This is a genomic window from Amycolatopsis alba DSM 44262 (genome assembly GCF_000384215.1).
GTDB lineage: Bacteria > Actinomycetota > Actinomycetes > Mycobacteriales > Pseudonocardiaceae > Amycolatopsis > Amycolatopsis alba.
On sequence record NZ_KB913032.1, the window covers coordinates 1,852,154 to 1,874,240 of the forward strand.

The 22,087-nt window shown below is 69.2% G+C and carries 21 protein-coding genes; 4 read left to right on the forward strand and 17 right to left on the reverse strand.

The features are described from left to right. Positions 1-21: 21 nt before the first annotated feature. The 3 genes from ilvC to AMYAL_RS0108490 all read right to left on the reverse strand — a co-directional run bounded on the left by ilvC (position 22) and on the right by AMYAL_RS0108490 (position 3,504). A complete protein-coding gene (gene ilvC, locus AMYAL_RS0108480; protein ID WP_026466863.1) occupies positions 22-1,035 on the reverse strand; it encodes a ketol-acid reductoisomerase in 1,014 nt (337 codons plus the stop codon). A gap of 97 nt (positions 1,036-1,132) precedes the next feature. Beyond that, positions 1,133-1,639 (reverse strand): acetolactate synthase small subunit, encoded by a 507-nt coding sequence (ilvN, locus tag AMYAL_RS0108485; protein WP_005162051.1) that lies wholly within the window; start codon positions 1,637-1,639, stop codon positions 1,133-1,135. After that, positions 1,636-3,504 carry an acetolactate synthase large subunit gene (locus AMYAL_RS0108490; RefSeq protein ID WP_039793889.1) on the reverse strand — a complete coding sequence of 623 codons (1,869 nt, stop codon included), beginning with the start codon at positions 3,502-3,504 and terminating at the stop codon, positions 1,636-1,638. The genes ilvN and AMYAL_RS0108490 overlap by 4 nt, the downstream gene beginning before the upstream one ends. A gap of 320 nt (positions 3,505-3,824) precedes the next feature. On the opposite strand from AMYAL_RS0108490, the gene AMYAL_RS0108495 reads away from it, so the two are divergent. Beyond that, the gene (locus AMYAL_RS0108495) at positions 3,825-4,295 is read left to right on the forward strand and encodes a PH domain-containing protein (RefSeq protein ID WP_020630876.1); all 471 of its coding nucleotides are present in this window, start codon (positions 3,825-3,827) and stop codon (positions 4,293-4,295) included. Positions 4,296-4,368: 73 nt separating this feature from the next. Beyond that, positions 4,369-6,213, forward strand: coding sequence for a dihydroxy-acid dehydratase (gene ilvD, locus AMYAL_RS0108500; RefSeq protein WP_020630877.1), 1,845 nt, complete (start codon positions 4,369-4,371; stop codon positions 6,211-6,213). A gap of 118 nt (positions 6,214-6,331) precedes the next feature. Here ilvD and AMYAL_RS0108505 read toward each other — a convergent pair whose 3' ends face one another. The 3 genes from AMYAL_RS0108505 to AMYAL_RS0108515 all read right to left on the reverse strand — a co-directional run bounded on the left by AMYAL_RS0108505 (position 6,332) and on the right by AMYAL_RS0108515 (position 8,714). Continuing rightward, positions 6,332-6,874, reverse strand: coding sequence for a DoxX family protein (locus AMYAL_RS0108505; RefSeq protein ID WP_020630878.1), 543 nt, complete (start codon positions 6,872-6,874; stop codon positions 6,332-6,334). 77 nt (positions 6,875-6,951) lie between these two features. Continuing rightward, complete coding sequence (locus AMYAL_RS0108510; protein WP_020630879.1) at positions 6,952-7,776, reverse strand: DUF72 domain-containing protein; 825 nt, start codon at positions 7,774-7,776, stop codon at positions 6,952-6,954. Positions 7,777-7,808: 32 nt separating this feature from the next. Then, positions 7,809-8,714: a 2-hydroxyacid dehydrogenase gene (locus tag AMYAL_RS0108515; protein ID WP_026466864.1), complete on the reverse strand. Its 906-nt coding sequence runs from the start codon at positions 8,712-8,714 to the stop codon at positions 7,809-7,811. Positions 8,715-8,777: 63 nt separating this feature from the next. On the opposite strand from AMYAL_RS0108515, the gene AMYAL_RS0108520 reads away from it, so the two are divergent. Further along, positions 8,778-10,010 (forward strand): PQQ-dependent sugar dehydrogenase, encoded by a 1,233-nt coding sequence (locus AMYAL_RS0108520; RefSeq protein ID WP_026466865.1) that lies wholly within the window; start codon positions 8,778-8,780, stop codon positions 10,008-10,010. Here the strand turns inward: AMYAL_RS0108520 and AMYAL_RS0108525 are convergent. The 7 genes from AMYAL_RS0108525 to gatC form a co-directional block, all read right to left on the reverse strand. Beyond that, on the reverse strand, positions 10,007-10,702 hold the full coding sequence (locus AMYAL_RS0108525; RefSeq protein ID WP_020630882.1) for a cupin domain-containing protein: 696 nt from the start codon (positions 10,700-10,702) through the stop codon (positions 10,007-10,009). The two genes, AMYAL_RS0108520 and AMYAL_RS0108525, sit on opposite strands and share 4 nt — an antisense overlap. 10 nt (positions 10,703-10,712) lie before the next feature. Then, on the reverse strand, positions 10,713-11,630 hold the full coding sequence (locus AMYAL_RS0108530; protein WP_020630883.1) for a DUF6807 domain-containing protein: 918 nt from the start codon (positions 11,628-11,630) through the stop codon (positions 10,713-10,715). Then, positions 11,627-12,688 carry a Gfo/Idh/MocA family protein gene (locus AMYAL_RS0108535; RefSeq protein ID WP_020630884.1) on the reverse strand — a complete coding sequence of 354 codons (1,062 nt, stop codon included), beginning with the start codon at positions 12,686-12,688 and terminating at the stop codon, positions 11,627-11,629. Before AMYAL_RS0108535 ends, AMYAL_RS0108530 begins: the two co-directional genes overlap by 4 nt. Positions 12,689-12,885: 197 nt before the next feature. Then, positions 12,886-13,386, reverse strand: a complete 501-nt coding sequence (locus AMYAL_RS0108540) for a hypothetical protein (RefSeq protein WP_020630885.1) — start codon at positions 13,384-13,386, stop codon at positions 12,886-12,888. Further along, complete coding sequence (gene gatB, locus AMYAL_RS0108545; protein ID WP_020630886.1) at positions 13,379-14,884, reverse strand: Asp-tRNA(Asn)/Glu-tRNA(Gln) amidotransferase subunit GatB; 1,506 nt, start codon at positions 14,882-14,884, stop codon at positions 13,379-13,381. Before gatB ends, AMYAL_RS0108540 begins: the two co-directional genes overlap by 8 nt. After that, positions 14,881-16,398 carry an Asp-tRNA(Asn)/Glu-tRNA(Gln) amidotransferase subunit GatA gene (gatA, locus tag AMYAL_RS0108550; RefSeq protein WP_020630887.1) on the reverse strand — a complete coding sequence of 506 codons (1,518 nt, stop codon included), beginning with the start codon at positions 16,396-16,398 and terminating at the stop codon, positions 14,881-14,883. Before gatA ends, gatB begins: the two co-directional genes overlap by 4 nt. Then, entirely contained in the window at positions 16,395-16,694 is a 300-nt protein-coding gene (gatC, locus tag AMYAL_RS0108555; protein WP_005162012.1) for an Asp-tRNA(Asn)/Glu-tRNA(Gln) amidotransferase subunit GatC, read from the reverse strand. The genes gatA and gatC overlap by 4 nt, the downstream gene beginning before the upstream one ends. Positions 16,695-16,928: 234 nt before the next feature. Between gatC and AMYAL_RS0108560 the strand changes: the two genes are divergently transcribed. After that, positions 16,929-17,582, forward strand: coding sequence for an ACT domain-containing protein (locus tag AMYAL_RS0108560; RefSeq protein ID WP_020630888.1), 654 nt, complete (start codon positions 16,929-16,931; stop codon positions 17,580-17,582). 90 nt (positions 17,583-17,672) lie between these two features. Here AMYAL_RS0108560 and AMYAL_RS0108565 read toward each other — a convergent pair whose 3' ends face one another. Genes AMYAL_RS0108565 through AMYAL_RS0108580 form a run of 4 tightly spaced genes read right to left on the reverse strand, consistent with a single transcriptional unit; the run spans position 17,673 to position 22,070 of the window. Continuing rightward, the gene (locus AMYAL_RS0108565; RefSeq protein WP_020630889.1) at positions 17,673-18,170 is read right to left on the reverse strand and encodes a GNAT family N-acetyltransferase; all 498 of its coding nucleotides are present in this window, start codon (positions 18,168-18,170) and stop codon (positions 17,673-17,675) included. Next, positions 18,163-20,295 carry an NAD-dependent DNA ligase LigA gene (ligA, locus tag AMYAL_RS0108570; protein WP_020630890.1) on the reverse strand — a complete coding sequence of 711 codons (2,133 nt, stop codon included), beginning with the start codon at positions 20,293-20,295 and terminating at the stop codon, positions 18,163-18,165. Before ligA ends, AMYAL_RS0108565 begins: the two co-directional genes overlap by 8 nt. Positions 20,296-20,305: 10 nt before the next feature. Then, on the reverse strand, positions 20,306-21,010 hold the full coding sequence (locus tag AMYAL_RS0108575) for a hypothetical protein (RefSeq protein WP_020630891.1): 705 nt from the start codon (positions 21,008-21,010) through the stop codon (positions 20,306-20,308). Positions 21,011-21,032: 22 nt separating this feature from the next. After that, entirely contained in the window at positions 21,033-22,070 is a 1,038-nt protein-coding gene (locus tag AMYAL_RS0108580; RefSeq protein WP_020630892.1) for a methionine synthase, read from the reverse strand. Between the last annotated feature and the right edge of the window lie 17 nt (positions 22,071-22,087).

The window sequence follows — 22,087 nt, forward strand, 5'->3', positions numbered from 1 at the left end:
AGGGCCCCTTCGGGTCTGAAATCAGGCGGTCTCGGTGATCGGCCGGTCCACCCACGACATCAGGTCGCGCAGCTTCTTGCCGGTCGCCTCGATCGGGTGCTCGTCACCCTGCTTCTCGAGCTTGGTGAAGTTCGGCCGTCCGGCCTCGTCCTCGGCGACCCACTCGCGAGCGAAGGTGCCGTCCTGGATCTCGCCCAGGATCTTCTTCATCTCTTCCTTGACCGCCGGCGAGATGACGCGCGGACCGCGGGTCAGGTCGCCGTACTCGGCGGTGTCGGAGATCGAGTAACGCTGACGCGCGATACCGCCCTCGTACATGAGGTCGACGATCAGCTTCAGCTCGTGCAGCACCTCGAAGTAGGCGATCTCCGGGGCGTAACCGGCCTCGGTGAGCACCTCGAAACCGGTCTGCACCAGCGCGGAAGCGCCACCGCAGAGAACGGCCTGCTCGCCGAAGAGGTCGGTCTCGGTCTCTTCGGTGAAGGTCGTCTTGATGACACCGGCGCGGGCGCCACCGATGGCGGCCGCGTAGGACAGTGCGAGCGCCTGCGCGTTGCCGGAGGCGTCCTGCTCGACCGCGATGAGCGCCGGGACGCCCTTGCCGTCGACGAACTGGCGGCGGACCAGGTGGCCGGGGCCCTTCGGCGCGACCATGGCGACGTCCACATTCGACGGCGGCTTGATCAGGTCGTAGCGGATGTTGAAGCCGTGACCGAAGAACAGCGCGTCGCCGTCCTTGAGGTGCGGCTCGATGTCCTTCTCGTAGATCGCGCGCTGCTTGGTGTCGGGCGCGAGGATCATGATCAGGTCGGCTTCGGCGCTGGCCTCGGCGGGCGTGAGCACGCGGAGACCCTGCTCCTCGGCCTTGGCCCGCGACTTCGAGCCCTCGGGCAGACCGATGCGGACATCGACGCCGGAGTCGCGCAGGCTCAGCGAGTGCGCGTGACCCTGGCTGCCGTAGCCGATCACGGCGACCTTGCGACCCTGGATGATCGAAAGGTCCGCGTCGTCGTCGTAAAAGATTTCCACTGCCATGAGGGGTACTACTTCCTTTCCTGACTTACTGAATTAAAGATTGGGCTCAGCGAAGCGAGGCTTCTCCGTTGAGGGTGGTGGCGGGGGCATGGATGGATTATCGGGCGGAGGTGGCGGTGATCGAGCGAGAGCCCCGGCCGACCGCGACCATTCCGGACTGGACCAGTTCACGGATGCCATAGGGCTCCAGCATCCGGAGCAGGGCACCGATCTTGTCCGAGGTCCCGGTGGCTTCGACGGTGAGCGCCTCGGGAGACACGTCCACCACCTTCGCGCGGAACAACTGCACTGTTTCGAGGACCTGGCTGCGCACGGTGTTGTCGGCCCGGACCTTCACGAGCAGCAGTTCGCGCTGCACGGCTGTGGACTTTTCCAATTCCACGATCTTGATGACGTTGACCAGCTTGTTGAGCTGTTTGGTCACCTGTTCGAGCGGTAGCTCTTCGACGGCGACCACGATCGTCATCCGGGACACCTCGGGATTCTCCGTGGGCCCGACGGCGAGGGATTCGATGTTGAAACCACGCCGGGAGAACAGTCCGGAAACCCGCGCGAGGACACCGGGCTTGTTCTCGACCAGAACGCTCAGGGTGTGCACGCTCATCGGGCGTCTCCTTCCGCTGCCGCGTTGATCTCCGCCTCGGCGGCGACTTCGTCGTCGTCGAAGAGCGGGCGGATCCCGCGCACGGCCATGATCTCGTCGTTACCGGTGCCCGCGGCCACCATGGGCCACACCTGGGCATCCTTCCCCACCACGAAATCGATCACGACGGGGCGGTCGTTGATCTCCATGGCGCGCCGGATGGTGGCGTCGACGTCCTCCTTGGTCTCACAGCGGAGCCCGGCACAGCCGAGCGCCTCCGCGAGCAGGGTGAAGTCGGGGATGCGGTGTTTGTGAGTACCGAGATCGGTGTTGGAGTACCGCTCCGAGTAGAAGAGGTTCTGCCACTGGCGGACCATGCCCAGGTTGCCGTTGTTGATGACGGCGACCTTGATCGGCGCGCCTTCGATGGCGCAGGTGGCCAGTTCCTGGTTCGTCATCTGGAAACAGCCGTCACCGTCGATGGCCCAGACCTGCTTGTCCGGGACACCGAACTTGGCGCCCATCGCGGCGGGGACGGCGAAGCCCATCGTGCCGAGACCGCCGGAGTTGATCCAGGTGCGCGGGTTCTCGTACTTCACGAACTGCGCGGCCCACATCTGGTGCTGGCCGACGCCCGCGGTGTAGACCGCGTCCGGGCCGACGAGCGAACCGATGCGCTCGATGACGTACTGCGGGGAAAGCGTCCCGTCCTCGGGCCATTCGTAACCGGCCGGGTAGTCGTCGCGCCAGGCGCTCGCCTGCGTCCACCAGTCCTTCAGATCCGGCTTCGCGGACTTGTCGGTCTCGGCGCGGACGGCCTCGATCAGCTCGGTGATGATCTCCGCGCAGTCGCCGACGATCGGCACGTCCGCCTTGCGGTTCTTGGAGATCTCGGCCGGGTCGATGTCGGCGTGGACGATCGCGGCGTCCGGCGCGAACGAGGACAGCTGCCCGGTGACACGGTCGTCGAAGCGGGCGCCGAGGGCGATCAGCAGATCCGACCGCTGCATCGCGGCGACCGCGGCGACCGTGCCGTGCATCCCCGGCATGCCGAGGTGCTGCGGGTGCGAGTCGGGGAACGCGCCGCGGGCCATCAGCGTGGTGACGACCGGGATCCCGGTCAGTTCGGCCAGTTCCATCAGTTGGCTCGAGGCGTCGGCCTTGACCACGCCACCGCCGACGTAGAGGACCGGCCGCCGTGACTTGCTGATCAGCCGGGCGGCTTCGCGGACCTGCTTGCCGTGCGGGCGCAGCGTGGGCCGGTAGCCCGGCAGCCGCAGCTCCGTCGGCCAGGAGAAGGAGGTCATCTCCTGCAGGACGTCCTTGGGGATGTCCACCAGGACCGGGCCGGGGCGGCCGGTCGAGGCGAGGTGGAAGGCCTCCGCGATGGTGCGCGGGATGTCCACCGGGTCGGTGACCAGGAAGTTGTGCTTGGTGATCGGCATCGTGATGCCGCAGATGTCGGCTTCCTGGAAGGCGTCGGTGCCGATCAGCGCGCGGGACTGCTGACCGGTGATGGCGACCACCGGGACCGAGTCCATGTTCGCGTCGGCCAGCGGGGTGACCAGGTTGGTCGCGCCGGGACCCGACGTGGCCATGCACACACCGACCTTGCCGGTCGCCTGCGCGTACCCGGTGGCGGCGTGGCCCGCGCCCTGTTCGTGGCGGACCAGGACGTGGCGGACCTTCGTCGAGTCGAGCAACGGGTCGTACGCCGGGAGAATGGTGCCGCCGGGAATACCGAACACGACTTCCGCGCCCACCGCCTCGAGTGAGCGGACGAGCGACTGCGCGCCCGTGACCCGCACCGGGGTCCCGGCCGGCGGCGCCGGCTTGGGACGCGCTCCAGGGGTGTTCGCTTCAGCTCGCGAGGTGGCACTAGTCATCGCTGTTTGCCTCGTCTTGTCTAGTCACTCGTTCGGGTATTCATTGCTGGTTCGGCGGTTGAAATTGTTCCAGGCAACAAAAAACCCCCGCCGACCGGAGTGGTCGCACGAGGGTCGCGCGTCGACGCAGCGGAGACTTCCCTAAGCGTCGACGCGCTTGGGAAGTACGAGGCCGGTCTGCGTTGTCACGAGAGTGAAGCTAGCCGGTCGCCGTCAAGAGTGTCAACTCTGCGGGACGGCGATTCCGCATGCTGGACACCTTCGGCGCATCGCGCGACCCGCGTTCGAGGCCCGGAAGGCGGCGGTGCACCATCTTTGACGTGGCCGAAGAAAAGCAGCAAGAACAGGCGAACGAGGCTCCCAAAGCCGTCTTCAAGATTCCGAACACGGCACTGCTGGCGATCGCTTTCCTCGTCGTCTGTGTGACGCCTGTCGCGTTCGGCGACGTGCCGTACCTCCAGTGGCTGTACCTTTTCCCGATCGCGCTGGCGGTGTTCGTCATCCGGACCCGCACGACGGCGACCGCCGCGGGACTGGAAGTCCGCACGATGTTCGGGCACCGGGACCTGCCGTGGACCTCCCTCAAGGGCCTCGCCATCACCGACAAGGCGAAGGTGCAGGCGGTGCTGAAGGACGAGTCCAAGATCGCCCTCCCCGCCGTGCGCACCCGTCATCTTCCGGTGATCTCGCTGGTCAGCGCGGGCCGCATGGCCGACCCTTCCGGACTGACCGACGACGTCGCCAAGGCCGAGGAGACGGCTCCGGAAAAGGACGAAGCCTCCGGGGAGTAGGATTGGTAGGACCAGTTTGGCGCCGGTTCGCCCGGCAAGGCCCTGGTCCCCATCCCGAACCTTGGAGTAAGCCGTGCCTCAACTCCGTTCCCGGACCACCACCCACGGCCGCAACGCGGCGGGCGCCCGCTCGCTCTGGCGCGCCACGGGAATGACCGACAGCGACTTCGGCAAGCCGATCGTCGCCATCGCGAACTCCTACACCCAGTTCGTGCCGGGGCACGTGCACCTCAAGGACCTCGGCGAGATCGTCGCGGGCGCGGTGAAGGAGGCGGGCGGCGTCGCCCGCGAGTTCCACACGATCGCCGTCGACGACGGGATCGCCATGGGGCACAGCGGAATGCTCTACTCGCTGCCCTCGCGCGAGATCATCGCGGACTCCGTCGAGTACATGGTGAACGCGCACCAGGCCGACGCGCTGGTCTGCATCTCCAACTGCGACAAGATCACCCCCGGCATGCTGAACGCCGCCATGCGGCTGAACATCCCGGTGGTGTTCGTCTCCGGCGGGCCGATGGAAGCGGGCAAGGCCGTGGTCGTCGGCGGGGTCGCGCAGGCGCCGACCGACCTGATCACCGCGATCGCCGCGTCGGCCAGCAGCGAGGTCGACGAAGAAGGCCTGTCCATTGTGGAGCGTTCGGCCTGCCCGACCTGCGGTTCGTGCTCGGGCATGTTCACCGCGAACTCGATGAACTGCCTCACCGAGGCGCTCGGGCTCTCCCTGCCGGGCAACGGCTCCACCCTCGCCACGCACGCCGCCCGCAAGACGCTGTTCGAGGACGCCGGACGCACGGTCGTCGAGCTGTGCAAGCGCTGGTACGAGCAGGATGACGAGTCCGCGCTCCCGCGCTCGATCGCGTCGAAGAAGGCCTTCGAGAACGCGATGGCCCTCGACATGGCGATGGGTGGTTCGACCAACACGGTGCTGCACATCCTCGCCGCCGCGCAGGAAGGCGAGGTCGACTTCACCATCGACGACATCGATGCCATCGGCCGCCGCGTGCCGTGCCTGTCGAAGGTCGCGCCGAACTCGGACTACCACATGGAGGACGTTCACCGCGCGGGCGGAATCCCGGCCATCCTCGGCGAGCTTTACCGCGGCGGGCTCCTGAACACCGACGTCCACTCCGTGCACTCGCCGGATCTGGAGTCGTGGCTGTCCACTTGGGACATCCGCGCGAAGGAGCCGTCGGAGCGGGCTGTCGAACTGTTCCACGCCGCGCCGGGCGGGGTCCGGACCACGGAGGCGTTCTCCACCGAGAACCGCTGGTCCTCTTTGGACACCGACGCTTCGGACGGCTGCATCCACGACGTCGAGCACGCCTACACCAAGGACGGCGGGCTCGCGATCCTGCGCGGCAACCTCGCCGAGAACGGCGCCGTCATCAAGTCGGCGGGCATCGACGAGGAACTCTGGCGCTTCGAAGGCCCGGCACGGGTGCTGGAAAGCCAGGAAGAGGCGGTTTCGGCCATCCTCAAGAAGGAGATCCAGCCCGGCGAGGTGCTGGTGATCCGCTACGAAGGCCCGGCGGGCGGGCCGGGAATGCAGGAGATGCTGCACCCGACGGCGTTCCTCAAGGGCTCGGGGCTGGGCAAGAAGTGCGCGCTGATCACCGACGGCCGGTTCTCCGGCGGCTCGTCGGGCATCTCGGTCGGGCACATCTCGCCCGAGGCCGCCGCGGGCGGGGCGATCGGCCTGGTCCAGAACGGCGACCGGATCCTGCTCGACGTCCACGAGCGCCGTCTCGAACTGCTCGTCGACGAGGACGTGCTGGCCGAGCGCCGCGCGAAGATGGAGGCGAGCGAGCGGCCATGGCAGCCGGTCTCGCGGGACCGGAAGGTCACCGCCGCTCTGCGTGCCTACGCGCGGATGGCGACTTCGGCCGACACCGGCGCCGTGCGCGACCCGAACAAGTAATAGCGCGGACCCGTATTTGCCTACCCACGCCTGACCTGCGCGAGGGTGGCGATTCCGCGCCTGTCGGCTCCACACCCGACCACCAGTGGGCAGGCAAATACGGGTCGAGCCGCAACGCCTACCGGCACAAAACGATCACCACGACCGAGGCGGCCGCCGCCAGCAGCAGTCCGATCAGCCCGAACGAGAGCGGCCGCTTCCGCCACGGGGTGTTGGCGTCCAGCGCGAGGCGCCCGGAGCCCGCGAGCAGCACGGTCAGCGAAGCGGCGCCCAGCAGGAGCTCGAACTCGAAGCCCTGGCCGTCCTTCTGGAAGAACCCGCCGCCGAACTTCACGAACACGATGTTCGCGCAGACCCCGAGCAGCGCGGCGGCACCGATCGGGGTGAACAGGCCCACCAGCACGAGCGCGCCGCCGAGCACCTCGCTGATCCCGGTGATCCACGAAAGCAGCGTGGTCTGGCTGGTGTAGCCGAGGCTGCCGAGCACCCTGGTGAAGCCGCCGACCCCAGGCCCGCCGAAAGCGCCGAAGAGGTGCTGGAGCCCGTGCGCGCCCATGGTCACGCCGAGCACCACCCGCAGGACGAGCAGACCGAGATCGATCCCACCCCTGGTCTCCGCCGGGCCGGGGCCGCTGTCGGAGTCGGCCACATCCGAGATCATGCTGGTCTGGTAGTCATCGCTCACGCGCGAAGGGTAGGCGAAACGGGCCCGTCAGGCGACCGAACCGCCGAAGCCGCTCAGAACAGGGTCGCCGGCTCGACCGGTTCGGGTTCGGGCAGCGGGCCGAGGCCGGGCACCAGGGCGCGCACGTCATCGTGGAAGCGGCGGGCGAGCGCCGGCGCGTCGTCGTTGTCCGGAGTGTGCACGAAGACCGTCGGCGACCGGCCCGCGCGCAGCCAATCGGCGACCACCTCCGCCCACGGCCGCCACCCCTCGACGGTCTCCTTGGTCGAATCCCGGCCGAGGTAGCGGACGATCGGCCGGTCGGTCAGCGCCCGCGTCCGCCTCGGCAGCCGCGGTTTCTTGCCCCACGCGTCCTGCTCGGCCTCGCTGATCGGCGGGCTCCGGAAGAAGACCTCGGTGTCGAACGGCACCCATTCGGCGTCCACGTCGATGAGCGCCCGCTCCAGCAGCGACGTCGAGCGGGCATCGGTGTGGAATTCGGGATGGCGCACTTCCACGGCGCGCCGGAGACCGACGGGGAGACGGCGCAGGAAACGGACGAGAGTGTCGACGTCCGTCGGGCCGAACGAGCCGGGCAGCTGGGTCCACAGGACCGCCCGGTCGCCGAGAGGTTCGATCGCGTCCAGGAACGCCCGCATCTCGACTTCGACGCCGGTGAGCCGTCGCTCGTGCGTGACGACCTTGGGCAGCTTGAGCACGAACCGGAAGCCGGGGCCGGTCTGCTTCGCCCACGTCTCGACGGTGTCCCTGGCGGGGGTCGCGTAGAAGGTCGTGTTGCCTTCGACCGCGTTGCACCAGCCGGAGTAGGCCCGCAGACGCTCCCCCGCGGGCTGCGATCGCGGCAGGAACCGCCCGGCCCACGCCTTGTGCGTCCACATCGCGCAGCCGATATGAAGAGTCGCCACGGTGCTCAGTATTCGCCGTGGACCAGGTTCTTCGGCAGCTCCCCGCTCATATAGTGGCTCAGCTCCCGGACAGCCACCGCGTAGGCGCGCTGCCGTCTCCCGCTCACCGCGCCCGCGACGTGCGGCGTCAGCAGCAGCCCCGGCACCTCCCACAGCGGATGCCCGTCGGGCAGCGGCTCGGGGTCGGTGACGTCGAGGGCGGCGCGCAGCCGTCCCGACGCGAGTTCCGCGACGAGCGCGTCGGTGACCACGACCGGCCCCCGCGAGACGTTGACCAGGATCGCGTCGTCCGGCATCGCGGCGAGGAAACCGGCGTCGACCAGGCCGCGGGTATGCGGGGTGAGCGGCACCATCAGCACCGTGATGTCGTGTTCGGGCAGCAGCTCGGGCAGCTCGCCGACGCCGTGCACGCCTTCGCGGGCGGTCGTGCCGACCATCGTGCAGCGCACGTCGAACGTCTCCAGCCGGCGGCGCAGATGCCTGCCGAGGTCGCCCGCGCCGATGATGAGGGCCTTCTTGCCCTGGAGGGTGTCGGTGATCCGGCGTTCCCAGTGCTTCCGCCGGTGGTGGTCGGCGAATCCGTCGAGACCGCGGTAGATCGTCAGGAGGACCGCGACCACCCATTCGGCCGAGCTCCCGCCGTGCGCGCCGCGGCAGGTGGAGAGCAGGACGCCGTCCGGCACCTTGCCGACCCAGTCCTCCGCCCCCGCCACCAGCAGCTGCACGAGTTTGACGTTCGGCAGTTCGCGCCAGAGTTCCTCGCTGGGCTGGTCGCCGGTCACGAGGACCTCGGCCTGAGCGGCCTCGGCGGGCACTGACTCCCCGCGGCGGTACACCACCGGACGCACGCCCTCGATCTCCGAAAGCGCGGCCACTCCCTCTTCGTCGGGTACGAGCACGGTTACCGTCATGATCGCAACGGTATCCAGTGCCGCTTACCTGTGGCTCACGTACGCCCACCTACGCTGGGGTTCGTGCGTACCCGGTACCGGCGGAAATGGACCGCGCCGCTGGCCATGCTGGCCTGCAGCGCGCTGATGCTCTCCGGCTGCGCCGACTTCGACAACACGGCCGCCGGGCAGAACTTCACCCCGGTCAATCCGCCGTCCCCGGAGGTCCCGCCGCAGGTCGGGCCCGGTGGTGACGCCGGCGACTCGGGCCCCGGCGGCCCTGGCCGCGGGAACGGGCCGAACCAGTCCCAGACGCCGATCCCGCCGCCACAGGGCTGCAAGGACTTCGACAAGGCCGTCATCGCGACCTGCCTGGACACCGTCGCCGCCGTGGCCGCGATCCCCGGCGACGGCACCTCGCCCAGCGCGCTCGCGGGCGAACGCAAGAGCGGCCGGATCATGCTCGCCGCCGCCGGGAAGGACCCGGCCGACTGGGCGACCATCCCCGTGGACGGCTCGAGCGACGGCGGCCTCAGCTCGCTCGCCCTTTCCCCCGGTTTCGCCGAAGACCAGCTCGTCTTCGCCTATATCACCACCCAGTCCGACAACCGGGTCGTCCGCCTCGCGAAGGGCCAGGCGCCGAAACCGGTGCTGACCGGCATCCCCAAGGGCACCACCGGCAACCGGGGCGTGATCGGCACCGACGCCAAGGGCGCGCTCCTGGTCGCCACCGGCGACGCGGGCAACGCCGGGCTCGCGGCCGATCCCGGATCGCTCGCCGGGAAGGTGCTGCGTATCGACACCTCCGGCAAACCGGCGCCGGGTAACCCCACGGCGGGCTCGGCGGTCTTCGCGACCGGCGTGCACTCCCCCGGCGGGATGTGCCGTGACCAGACCGGTTCACGGCTTTGGCTGACGGACAGGCTGGCCGACAAGGACGTCCTGTACCGGCTTCGCGGGGGTCAGCCGCTGGCCACCCCGGCGTGGAGCTGGACCGACAAGCCCGGTGTGGCGGGCTGCGCGGACTTCGTCGGTGCCACCGGCTACCTCACCCTCACGACGTCGATCGCGGGCAACCTGCAGAACCTGCCGGTCACCCCGGACGGCGCGGTGACCGGTAAACCCAATGTGGTCATGGACGGCAAGGTCGGCAAGCCGCCGAAGACCTTCGGCAGGCTCTCCGCGATGAGCATGGTCAACCCGCAGATGGCGGTGACCGGGACGCTCAACAAGGACGGCGGAGCACCGGTGTCGAGCGACGACCGCGTTGTCATCGTCACACCGTCGGCAGGCGCCGGAGTGAACGGCAAGGACTAGCGGTCGAGGCGATACTCGTCCCGTCGCCCGCACATCCCGTATCCGTCCTTTCCGGACGGCGTCTCGACCCGGACACCGGACTGTTCGAGATGGCTCGCGTCGCCGTTCGCCAGGGCCTTCAGGTGTTCTCCGGTCAGTTCGGCGGCGGCCAGCGCGCCGGATCGCCAGCACTGGATCCAGGCGTCGATCTTCGGCGCGACCAGCGCGGCGGCCGCGCGGTGGAAGTCCCGCAGCGGGGCGGGGTCTCCCGAGACGAGAGCTTCCCGGATCGGCAGGTAGCCCTCGATCGCGAGATCCCGGCGACGGCGCGCCTCGGCGTCGCCGGTGGGCATCGCGGCGGCCTCGGCGTACGCATCCGGGTCGGCGAGGATCGGCGGCGGGAAGGTGAAGACCGCGTCGCCCGCTTCGGGCAGGCTGCTGTTCTGCATGAGCACGGTGATCCGCAGGTCGTCGCGCTGCACCATCCGGTGGACCGTGCCGGGCGCGAACCACGCGACGACACCGGCTTCGAGGGCGGTCTCGGTGTAGCCGCCGACATCGAGCGTCTGCACCGCGCCGCGGCCACCGGTGACGACGTAGGCCTCGGTGCAGGCCAGGTGCAGATGCGGGCCGCCGCCGCACACCCCGTCCGAGGCCGCCCATTCGTAGGCCCGCAAATGAGAAAGGCCGATGCCTCCGGGAAGCGGGAACACGGTGACCTCCTCAGAATTCGTGGGTCTTCAGGTAGTGCCCGACGCGGTCGCGGTCCCAGTCGCCGTCCGCGACCACCACGCGATAGCGGTAGTGGAAACTCTCGCCGGGCGCCACGGTGAACTCGTCGAAGAACGCCCAGGAGATCGCCACCGTCGGGATGTCGTGCGACCGGACGAACCAGTGCGACTCGTGGATCGCGTGGTCGTTCTCCGGCGCGTGCGCGAAGACCAGCGTCGACTTCGCGTCGACCTCGTCGTGTTCGCCGACGAACGCCAGCCACGGCGCCTGGCGTCCCATCATCTTCTCGCCGCCCAGTTCGCCGGGGCCGAGCACTTCGCCGCCGCTGAACTCGCGGGGCCCGCGCCAGTGCAGCCCGGTGTAGCCTGCCATTTCGCGCCCTGCCGTCGTCGGGCTGCCGAATTCCAGTGGCGCGTCGTGGATGTTGGTCAAGGTGATCGCCCAGTCGAGAGCCCAGCTGCCCTCGTCCGGCGCCACGGAATGGACGACGAGGTCACGCCGTTCACGGGCCCATTCCGCGCCGCCGTTCTCGACCCAGGTCAGCTTCTCGCCCAGTGTCAGGCTTTCGTCCTCGACGGCGAACTCCTCGAACCCGTCGTGCCGCATCGAGCCGACGAGGCCGGGCAGATCCTGGTACCGATCGCCGGGCACGTAGGTCCAGCCGCCCCAGAAGTTCTGGCCGGACAGATGACTCGACGTCATCTGGAGTCCCTTGTGCCAGCGGTGATCCGAGGGCCGGTACGCGCTGACCTGACGTCCGGCCAGCGTCCGCAAGGGATGCGTGTACGGCTTGCGCGACTCGTAGGCGGCGGCATCGGGTTTGTACACATAGGACAGGAGTTCGACGCCCGCGGCCTCGACGGTGACGCGTTCGCCGTGCCGGTGGGTGACGGTGATGGGTGCGCTCACGATTCCCCGTTCATGGCGAAGTGGAAGGGATCCTCGGAGGTGATCTCGCCCGCGTGGACGGTGCGCCCGGTGAACGCGGATTTGTACAGCGCGGCGATGAATTCGAGCGCCCTTCGCCCGTCGGCGCCGCTGCACGGCGGGCGTTCCCCCGCCCTGATCGCGGCGAGGACGTGGGTCAGCTGGGCGGTGTGCGAGCTGGGGATGTTCGCCTCCGGCGGGCGCCATTCCTTGTCCCCGTGCGGTGCGGGCGTGCAGGTCCAGTCGTCGTTGTCGTAGCCGTAGAGATGGGTCAGTTCGACCGTCGCGCCGGAACAGTCGATGCGGATCCTGCTGACCTCATCGGGTGAAAGGACGCTGTTGACCACGGTGGCCAGCGCGCCGGATTCGAAGCGTGCCAACGCCGTCGAGACGTCGTCGGTGCGGACGTCGTGCACGAGCCTGCCGGTCATCGCGCGGATCTCGGCCCAGTCACCGAGCAGGTGCAGGAGCAGGTCGATCTGGTGGATTCCCTGGCCCATCGCGGGCCCGCCGCCCTCGGTCGCCCAGTCACCACGCCAGGGGACGGCGTAGTACTCCGCGTCGCGGAACCACGTCGTCTGACAGTGCGCGACCAGCGGCCGCCCGAGTCCGCCCGCGGCCAGCAGCTCGCGGAAATGCCCGGCGGCGGAGCCGAACCGGTGCTGGAAAACGAAACCCGCGTACGGCCCGCCCTCGGACTCTGCCGCGGTGATCTCGTCGTACTCGGACAGGGACAGGCAGGGCGGCTTCTCGCACCACACCCACGCTCCGGCGGTCAGCGAACGCACGGCCTGCCCGACGTGCAGCGCGGGCGGGGTGCAGAGCGAGACGATGTCGGGCTTCTCCTCGGCGAGAAGCCGCTCGATTTCGGTGTACGGCTTGATATCGCCGGTGCTGAATCCGGCGACCCTGGCTTCGTCGACGTCGGCCGCGGCGACCACGGTCACTTCCGACGGATGGGCTTCGTAAGCGGCTAGATGGCTTTTGGCGATCGCTCCGGTGCCGATGATGGCCGCCCGGAGGGGATTCCCGGTCGTCACCCGTGACCTCCACCGTCCGTATGAGGCCCTCATACGGTAGGCAGAAAGCGCTTTCTAGCGCAACCCCTGCGCAGTAGGTGACTACTTGCGGGGATGCCGGCGGCGCCCGAATCGCTGTACGGGGCCGAAGCGGCACTGCGGACCAGCAGGCCCGACGCGAAGAGGAACTTCCCCGTGTGTGTCGCGCAAGCAGGTGACTACTTGCGGGTTTCGGCGCGCAGGTGCCGGACGTCGAAGAACGCGGCGACGACGGAGACCACAGCGGCGGCCATGCCGAGGTAGCGGCCGAGGCCCGTACCGAGCTCGATGCCGGCTGCGGTGAAGATCCCGCGCTGGTCGGCGTCGAACTGCCCGTCGAAGGTCACCCAGCCGAGCACCATCAGCAGCACCGCGCCGACGACCGCCATCAGCCACAGATGCGGCAGGCCCGCGCGGCGGACGGCGTCCACGCGGCCGAACAGCACGACGGCGAGACCGGGCAGGAACACCAGGAAAAGCGGCGCCCAGGCGAGGAAACCCGCGTGCCAGGCGTCACGCGTGACGTCGGCGGCGGGCAGCGTCGTCAGCGCGTCCTCGATCTCCGGGCGCGACGCGGTCAGCGTCGTCCACGGCAGGAACAAGGCCACCAGCGCGAGCAGCCCGGCCGCGAAGCCGAGCCACTCACGCCAGGTGACCTTCTTCAAAGCGAGTTCAGGCACCGACTCGCTCGATGATCAGTTCGCGCACGCGCTTGGCGTCGGCCTGGCCCTTGGTGGCCTTCATGACCGCGCCGACGATCGCCCCGGCCGCGGCCACCTTGCCGCCGCGGATCTTCTCGGCGACGTCCGGCTGCGCGGCCAGCGCCTCGTCGACAGCCGCGATGAGCGCGGAGTCGTCGGAAACGACCTTCAGACCGCGCTTCTCGACGACCTCGGCGGGCGAACCCTCGCCGGCGAGGACGCCCTGCACGACTTCCTTGGCCAACTTGTTGGTCAGCTCACCGGCGTTGACCAGCGCGATGACCTCGGCCAGCTGCGCCGGGGTGATCGCCAGCTCCGCCAGTTCGATCTCGCGGGAGTTGGCTTCCTGCGCCAGCGTGTTGACCCACCAGCTGCGGGCCTCGTCCGGCGTCGCGCCCGCTTCGACGGTCGCGGCGACCAGGTCGACCGCGCCGACGTTGAGCAGGTCGCGCAGCGCCTCGTCGGTCAGGTTCCACTCGTTCTGGATGCGCTTGCGGCGCTCCGACGGCATCTCCGGCAGCGTCTTGCGCAGCTCCTCGACCCATTCGCGCGACGGCGCGATCGGGACCAGGTCGGGCTCCGGGAAGTACCGGTAGTCCTCGGCGGTCTCCTTGGTGCGGCCGGCCGCCGTGGTGCCGTCGGCCTCCTGGAAGTGCCGCGTCTCCTGCTTGATCGAGCCGCCCTCGGCGAGGATCGCCGCCTGGCGGGTCATCTCGTAGCGCACGGCGCGCTCGACGCTGCGCAGCGAGTTGACGTTCTTGGTCTCGGTGCGCGTGCCGAATTCGGTCGCGTCCTTGGCCATCAGCGAAACGTTCGCGTCGCAGCGCAGGGAGCCCTGGTCCATGCGGACGTCGGAGACGTCCAGCGCGCTGAGCAGATCCCGCAGGGCGCTCACGTACGCGCGGGCGACCTCGGGGGCGCGCTCGCCGGTGTGCTCGATCGTCTTGGTGACGATCTCGATCAGCGGCACACCCGCACGGTTGTAGTCGAGCAGCGAGTGCTCGGCGCCGTGGATCCGGCCGGTGGCGCCACCGACGTGCAGCGACTTGCCGGTGTCCTCCTCCATGTGCGCGCGCTCGATCTCGACGCGCACGACCTCGCCGTCGTCCAGTGTCACGTCGAGGTAGCCGTTGAAGGCGATCGGCTCGTCGTATTGCGAGGTCTGGAAGTTCTTCGGCATGTCCGGGTAGAAGTAGTTCTTCCGGGCGAACCGGCACCACTCGGCGATCTCGCAGTTGAGCGCGAGGCCGATACGGATCGCGCCCTCGATCGCCTTGGCGTTCACGACGGGCAGCGCACCGGGCAGGCCGAGACAGGTCGGGCACACCTTGGTGTTGGGCTCGCCGCCGAACTCGTTGGCGCAGCCGCAGAACATCTTGGTGTTCGTGTTCAGCTCGACGTGCACCTCGAGGCCCAGCACCGGGTCGAACCGCTCGATGACGTCGGCGTAGTCCATCAACTCAACCACGGCGGTCACTTCTTTCCTCCCAGCTCCGGAACCTCGTGCACCAGCGAGCCACCGTTGGCGGCGTCGCGCGCGACCTCGTAGGCGGCGCCGACGCGGTACAGCCGGTCGTCGGCCATCGCGGGGGCCATGATCTGCAGGCCGACCGGCAGGCCGTCCTCGTGCGACAGTCCACTCGGGACGCTCATCGCGGCGTTGCCCGCGAGGTTCGACGGAATGGTGCAGAGGTCCGCCAGGTACATCGCCATCGGGTCGTCGACGCGCTCGCCGATCTTGAACGCGGTGGTCGGCGTGGTCGGCGAGACCAGCACGTCCACCTTTTCGTACGCGGCCTCGAAGTCCCGCGTGATGAGCGTGCGGACCTTCTGCGCCGAGCCGTAGTACGCGTCGTAGTAGCCCGACGACAGGGCGTACGTGCCGAGCATGATGCGGCGTTTGACCTCGGGGCCGAAGCCCTTCTCGCGGGTCAGCGACATGACCTCTTCGGCGCTGTGCGCGCCGTCGTCGGACACGCGCAGGCCGTAGCGCATGGCGTCGAACCTGGCGAGGTTCGACGAGCACTCGCTCGGCGCGATCAGGTAGTACGCGGGCAGCGCGTAGGTGAAGTTCGGGCACGAGACCTCGACGACCTCGGCGCCGAGCGCGCGCAGCTGCTCGACGGCGGCCTCGAACGACCGCAACACGCCCGGCTGGTAGCCGTCGCCGGCGAATTCCTTCACCACGCCGACGCGGACGCCCTTGAGGTCGCCGGTCAGGCCCTGGCGGGCCGCGGCGACCACCGGCGGGACCGGCGCGTCGATCGAGGTCGAGTCCATCGGGTCGTACCCGGCGATGACCTCGTGCAGCAGGGCGGCGTCGAGCACCGTCCGCGCGCAGGGACCTGCCTGGTCGAGCGACGAGGAGAAGGCGACGAGACCGTAGCGGGAGACACCGCCGTACGTCGGCTTCACGCCGACGGTGCCGGTGACCGCGCCGGGCTGGCGGATCGAGCCGCCGGTGTCGGTGCCGATCGCGATCGCGGCCTCGAACGCCGCGATGGACGCCGAGGAGCCACCGCCGGAGCCGCCGGGGATGCGGGCGTGGTCCCACGGGTTGTGCGTCGGGCCGAACGCGGAGTTCTCCGTGGAGGAGCCCATCGCGAACTCGTCCATGTTGGTCTTGCCGAGCACCACGACACCGGCCTCGCGCAGCTTGCGCGTCACGGTGGCGTCGTACGGCGGGATCCAGTTCTCCAGCGTCTTCGAACCGACGGTGGTCGGGATGCCCTTGGTGGTCAGCACGTCCTTGAGCGCCAGCGGCACCCCGGCGAGCGACGACTTCGGCGCCTTGCCCTCGGCGACGTCGGCGTCCACCGCGCGGGCCGCGTCGAGCGCGCCCTCGGTGTCGACGTGCAGGAACGCGTGGATGTGGTCGTCGACCTCGGCGATCCGGTCCAGGTGAGCCTGGGTGACCTCGACGGCCGAGACCTCACGGGACTGGATCTTCTCCGCCAGCTCGGCGGCGGTCAGCTTGACGATTTCGGTCACTGTTCTTCTCCCAGAATCCGCGGCACCCGGAAACGACCCTCTTCGCTGGCAGGCGCACCGGCCAGCGCCTGCTGCTGGGTCAGCCCCGGTCGGACCGTGTCCTCGCGGAACACGTTGGTCAGCGGCACGGCGTGCGATGTGGGCGGGACGTCCTCGCCTGCGACCTCACTCACCTTGGCCACCGAGTCCAGAATCTGGTCGAGCTGGCCTGCGAAGACGTCCAGCTCCTCCTCGGTGACGGCAAGCCTGGCCAGCTTGGCGAGGTGTGCGACCTCGTCGCGGGAAATGTTGGGCACGCGGGTGACTCCCGAGGTGTGCTGTGCGGGTTCTGTCGGAAGCTGCAAGTCTATGGTGGCGGTGTCGGCGGACTCGACTGGGTTACGCCAGGGCACTCCGGCCGCGGATTGCCTGGTTCGTTATCCCGAAGGCCGGATGGCGGGCCCCATTACACCGTCCGGTCTGTCACAATCGGCGCCCGGCGTAGCGCGTTCCACGGCGAGGCTGGAACGCCTGAGGCGAGAGGGGCGCGTGTGTCGTTCCTGATCCGGGTCCAGTTACCGGACACTCCGGGGACCCTCGGCGCGGTCGCCACCGCGCTCGGCACCGTCGGCGCCGACATCCTGAGTGTGGACGTGGTCGAACGAAGCGGCGGTCTCGCCATCGACGACCTCGTCGTGGAAATCCCCTCCGGCAGGCTGCCGGACGCGCTGATCACCGCGGCCGAAAGCGTCGACGGTGTCGAGGTCGACGCCGTCCGCCCGTACGCCGGGGTCCTGGACACCCACCGTGAACTCGAACTGGTCGAGGAGATCGCCGCGAAGCCCGCTTCGGGGCTGGAGATCCTCGCCGAGGGTGTGCCGCGGATCATCCGGGCGGGGTGGGCCGTCGTCGTCGAGTACTCGGAGCCCGGCGCGCTGCGGCTGGCGTCGTCCAGCGCCGCGCCCGAGACGCCGATCACCGACCTGCCGTGGCTGCCGCTGGAACGCGCCACCATCCTCGACGCCGAGGAAGCGTGGGTCCCGGAGACGTGGAAGGAACTGGGGACCGAACTCGCGGCCACACCGCTGGGGAAACCGGGGAAGGCGCTGCTGGTCGCACGGCCGGGCGGGCCGAACTTCCGGGCCGCCGAGGTGGCGCGCCTGGCGCACTTCGCGGGCATCGTCGCCGTCGTGCTGGACAGCTGACCCGCTCCTTCGCCCCTTATGCGCGCTATGAACGGTCCGTTCCTTGCAAATTTTGCAAGGAACGGACCGTTCATAGCATTGGCGAGACGGTCAGGCTAGGTCCAACCGGTAGGCGACCAAGGTCACGCCGGGGTGCGGCTCCCAGTCCCGCTCGGGCAGCCGCACGAAGCCGAGCCGCTCGTACAGCCGGTGTGCCCGCTCCATCGTGACCAGGCTGCACAGCACCACCCGGTCCACGGCCAGCTCCCGTGCCCGCGCGATGACCGCCCTGGTCAGCGCCTCGCCGATGCCACGCCCGGTCGCCGAAGGTGCCACGCCGAGCATCCGGAACTCCAGTTCGCCTTCGCGGGACAGCTCGGCGAACGGCGTTCCCGGCCGCGCGATGGTGACGGTGCCGACGAGGGTGCCGTCACCGTCCACCCCGACCAGGAGCTCGGCCTGCTCCGCCCGCTTGGCGGCGTTGACGAGCTCGGCGGCATAACCGACGCCTTCCACGAGGTTCTGTTCCGCCGAATACGCGGCCAGGGTCAGTTCCCCGACCGCCGTCAGCTCCTCGGCACGGGCAGGCCGGATCTCCAGATCACTCATCAGGCTCCTCCTCGGTCGGCAGCGCCAGCTCGGCGGCGGCCTCGGGGCCGGCTTCCAGCAGCACGCGGAAGCCGTTCTCGTCGAGCACCGGCACTTTCAGCTGGACGGCCTTGTCGTACTTCGTCCCCGGCGCGTCGCCGACGACGACGAACGCGGTCTTCTTCGACACCGAACCGGCCGCCTTCCCGCCGCGGGCCATGATGAACTCCTTGGCCTCGTCGCGAGAGTAGTCGTTCAGCGAACCGGTGACGACGATCGACAGTCCTTCGAGGTTGCGCGGGATGGACTCGTCGCGCTCCTCTTCCATCCGCACCCCCGCCGCACGCCATTTCTCGACGATCTCGCGGTGCCAATCGACCTCGAACCACTCCTTCGCGGCCCGCACGATGGTCGGGCCGACCCCGTCGACGGCGGCGAGCTCCTCTTCGGAGGCGTTCTCGATCCGTTCCAGCGAACCGAATTCCCTCGCGAGGGCCTGCGCGGCCGTCGGGCCGACGTGCCGGATCGAGAGCCCGACGACGACCTTCCACAGTGGACGGTCCTTGACGGTTTCGAGGTTGTCCAGCAGTTTGCGTCCATTGGCCGACAGCTCCCCCGCCTTGGTGCGGAACAGTTCGACTTCGAGCAGCTTCTCCTCGTCCAGGTCGAAGATGTCGCCTTCGTCGTGCACGACACCGGCATCCAGCAGCGCGACGGCGGCCTCGTATCCGACCACCTCGATGTCGAAGACGTTCCGGCTCGCCAGGTGGAACAGCCGCTCCCGCCGCTGCGCCGGGCAGAACTGGGCGTTCGGGCAACGGATGTCGATGTCGCCCTCCTTCTGGTACGCCAGTTCGGTGTCGCAGTTGGGGCAGCGCAACGGCATGACGAACTCGCGCTCGTCACCGGTGCGCGCGTCGGCCACCGGGCCGAGTACCTCGGGGATGACGTCGCCCGCCTTGCGGATGACGACCTTGTCCCCGATCAGCACGCCCTTGCGCTTGACCTCTTCCTGGTTGTGCAGGGTCGCCATCGCGACCGTGGACCCGGCCACCTTCACCGGCTCCATCACCGCGAACGGGGTGACCCGGCCGGTGCGGCCGACGTTGACCTGGATGTCCAGCAGGGTGGTGATGGCCTCTTCCGGCGGGTACTTGTAGGCGATCGCCCAGCGCGGCGCGCGCGAGGTCGTGCCGAGACGGCGTTGCAGCGCGACCTCGTCGACCTTGATGACGACGCCGTCGATCTCGTGCTCGGCGTCGTGGCGGTGCTCACCCCAGTACTTGATATGCGCCAGCAGTTCCTTGTCCGAACCCAGCACCTTGCTGTGCGGCGAGACCGGCAGGCCCCACGCGGCGAGCGCGTCGTACGCCTCGGACTGGCGCTTCGGCTCGAACCCTTCGCGTTTCCCGAGCCCGTGGCAGATCAGCCGCAGGTTGCGGAACTTCGTGATCTTGGGATCCTTCTGCCGCAACGAACCGGCGGCGGTGTTGCGCGGGTTCGCGTACGGGTCCTTGCCCGCCTCGACCATCTTCGCGTTGAGCGCGAGGAAATCCTCGACGCGGAAGAACACCTCGCCGCGGACCTCGACCAGCGCGGGCACCGGGAACTCGTCCGTCCCGGTCAGCCTGTCCGGCACCTGCTCCAGCGTGCGGACGTTGAGCGTGACGTCCTCGCCGGTGCGGCCGTCGCCCCTGGTCAGCGCGCGGGTCAGGCGGCCGTTCTCGTACAGCAGGTTGATCGCGAGGCCGTCGATCTTCAGCTCGGCGAGGTACTTCGTCGCGCCGATCTCCTTCTGGACCCGCTCGACCCAGGTCTCGAACTCTTCGCCGTCGAAGACGTTGTCCAGGCTGAGCATGCGCTCCAGGTGGTCGTACGCGACGAACTCGGTGGAGAACGTGCCGCCGACGTTCTGCGTCGGCGACTCCGGCGTCACCAGCCCCGGATGCTCGTCCTCGATGGCCTGCAGTTCGTTGAGCAGCTCGTCGAACTGGCCGTCGGACACGATGGGTGAATCCAGCACGTAGTACCGGAACTGGTGCCCGCGGATCTCCTCCGCCAGTTCGGCGTGCCTTTCACGGACCGCGGCCGGCACGTCGGTGATGTCCTGCGCGGACTCGAGGTTTTCGGGAAGTTCGCTGCTCACGGGGGTAACCCTAGTCGGGGGTACCGACATTTCCGGCCGTCGGCGAGCCGAGTCGGCCGACCACTTCGCGCAGTTCCAGGAGGGTCAGCTGCCCGTCCGGTGCCTCGGTCACCAGCTCGACCTTGCCGAGCCTTTCGGCCGCGACGCGCTCACCCAGCGTGGCGTCGAGCGGCAGGAAGGTCATGGTCGTCCGGGTCTCCGGGCGGAGTTCCGCGATCTGCGGATGGAACACGGTGACGTCGACCCGCCCGGCTGATTCGTCCACCTTCGCGGTCACCCGGACGTCGGCGAGCGCGATACGGGTCTCGCCGAGGTTGACGGTGACCTCACTCGGATCGGGGACCGGCGGCACCGAATCGTGGTACTCCCAGATCGCGTCCTCCGGCGGCGCGGCGGCCTTCCACGCGTCGGTGTACGGGCGCAGTTCCGGATCCTCCTGGCCGGTGAGCACCAGCGAGTAGATCGCCCGGTGGCCACGATCGAGGGAGAAGTGCAGCCGGGGGTGCAGCGCCTCGACGATGGTGCAGAGGTCGTGTTCCACGCGATGCGGTTCGCGGTCGCCGAGCGCGGCGCTGACCTCGGGCAGGAGCGCGAACCACGCCTCCCAGAACGTCACCGCCGCGGCGGCCGCGTCCTCGGGGACCGGCTGTTCCGGCCAGGCGGTACGGGGGTCGGGAACGTCCTCGGTTTTGCGGGATCGGCGGAACAGACGCATGAGGGGCACGCTACCGCGCCGGTCACCAGCCTTCAGGCGGTTCGGTGAAAGCCTTGCCCGCCTCCCGGCTGAGCGTGAGCGCGCGGCGCATCCACTCGGGCGTGGCGCCCGCGAGACCGCACGCCGGGGTCGGCACGACCCGTTCGGCGAGGATCTCGCGGCGGAAGCCGAGCCTGTCGACGAGTTTGAACACGGGCGCGACCACGTCACGCAATTCCACCGGCACGCCGGGATCGGTCGTGGGGACGAGTCCGAGCATCAGCGTCGTGCCGGAGTCCAGCGTCTCGCCGATCTCGTCGAGCAGCGCGGGCGAAGCGCCCTTCAGCAGGGCGAAGTCGAAGGCGATCGCTTTCGCCCCGGCCGCGCGCAGCAACGAGATCGGCGGCTTCGCGGCACAGCAGTGCACCGCGACCGGCTGCCCGGTGATGCGTTCCGCGCCGGAGATCACCGTCGACAGCAGTTCGCGGGCTTCCGGCGCGGGCACGGCGGGAACCGTGCCGTAGCCGGACGCCGTCGGGAGGTCTCCGTCGAGGACCGCGGGCAGCGACGGTTCGTCGAACTGGAGCACCACGGGCGCGCCGATACGCGATTTCAGCTCCGCGACATGGGCGGCCAGGCCGTCGAGCAACGACGCGGAGAAATCGCGCAGCGCGCCCCGGTCGGTGAGGATCCGGTGCCCGCGCGGGAGTTCGACGTTCGCGGCGAGCGTCCACGGCCCCGCGACCTGCGCCTTGAACACCGGCGGCGCGGCACCGGCCTTTTCGCGCGCCTCCTGGACGGCGTCGAGGTCCCAGCTCATCAGATCGAGGGCGCGACGGTGGTCGTGACCGGGGCGGGCGGCGACCCGATAGCCGCTCGGCACCACTTCGACGGCCAGGTCGACCAGCAGCGCCGCCGTCCGGCCGATCATGTCGGCGCCGACTCCGCGCGCGGGAAGTTCGGGCAGACAGGGGAATTCGGGCAATTCGCCGAACACGATCGAAGCGGCCTCGACCGGGTCGGTGCCGGGCAGGGAACCGATCGCGGTCGCCGCGCCTAGAGACCAAGGTCGTTCGTTCACACCCGGATTCTCCCCTT

Excerpts from the sequence above, each read along its gene's own strand:
- ilvC (WP_026466863.1), bottom strand. The coding sequence starts at position 1,035 with ATGGCAGTGGAAATCTTTTACGACGACGACGCGGACCTTTCGATCATC.
- ilvN (WP_005162051.1), bottom strand. The coding sequence starts at position 1,639 with ATGAGCGTGCACACCCTGAGCGTTCTGGTCGAGAACAAGCCCGGTGTC.
- AMYAL_RS0108490 (WP_039793889.1), bottom strand. The coding sequence starts at position 3,504 with ATGACTAGTGCCACCTCGCGAGCTGAAGCGAACACCCCTGGAGCGCGT.
- AMYAL_RS0108505 (WP_020630878.1), bottom strand. The coding sequence starts at position 6,874 with ATGATCTCGGATGTGGCCGACTCCGACAGCGGCCCCGGCCCGGCGGAG.
- AMYAL_RS0108510 (WP_020630879.1), bottom strand. The coding sequence starts at position 7,776 with ATGTGGACGCACAAGGCGTGGGCCGGGCGGTTCCTGCCGCGATCGCAG.
- AMYAL_RS0108515 (WP_026466864.1), bottom strand. The coding sequence starts at position 8,714 with ATGACGGTAACCGTGCTCGTACCCGACGAAGAGGGAGTGGCCGCGCTT.
- AMYAL_RS0108565 (WP_020630889.1), bottom strand. The coding sequence starts at position 18,170 with ATGAGTGATCTGGAGATCCGGCCTGCCCGTGCCGAGGAGCTGACGGCG.
- AMYAL_RS0108575 (WP_020630891.1), bottom strand. The coding sequence starts at position 21,010 with ATGCGTCTGTTCCGCCGATCCCGCAAAACCGAGGACGTTCCCGACCCC.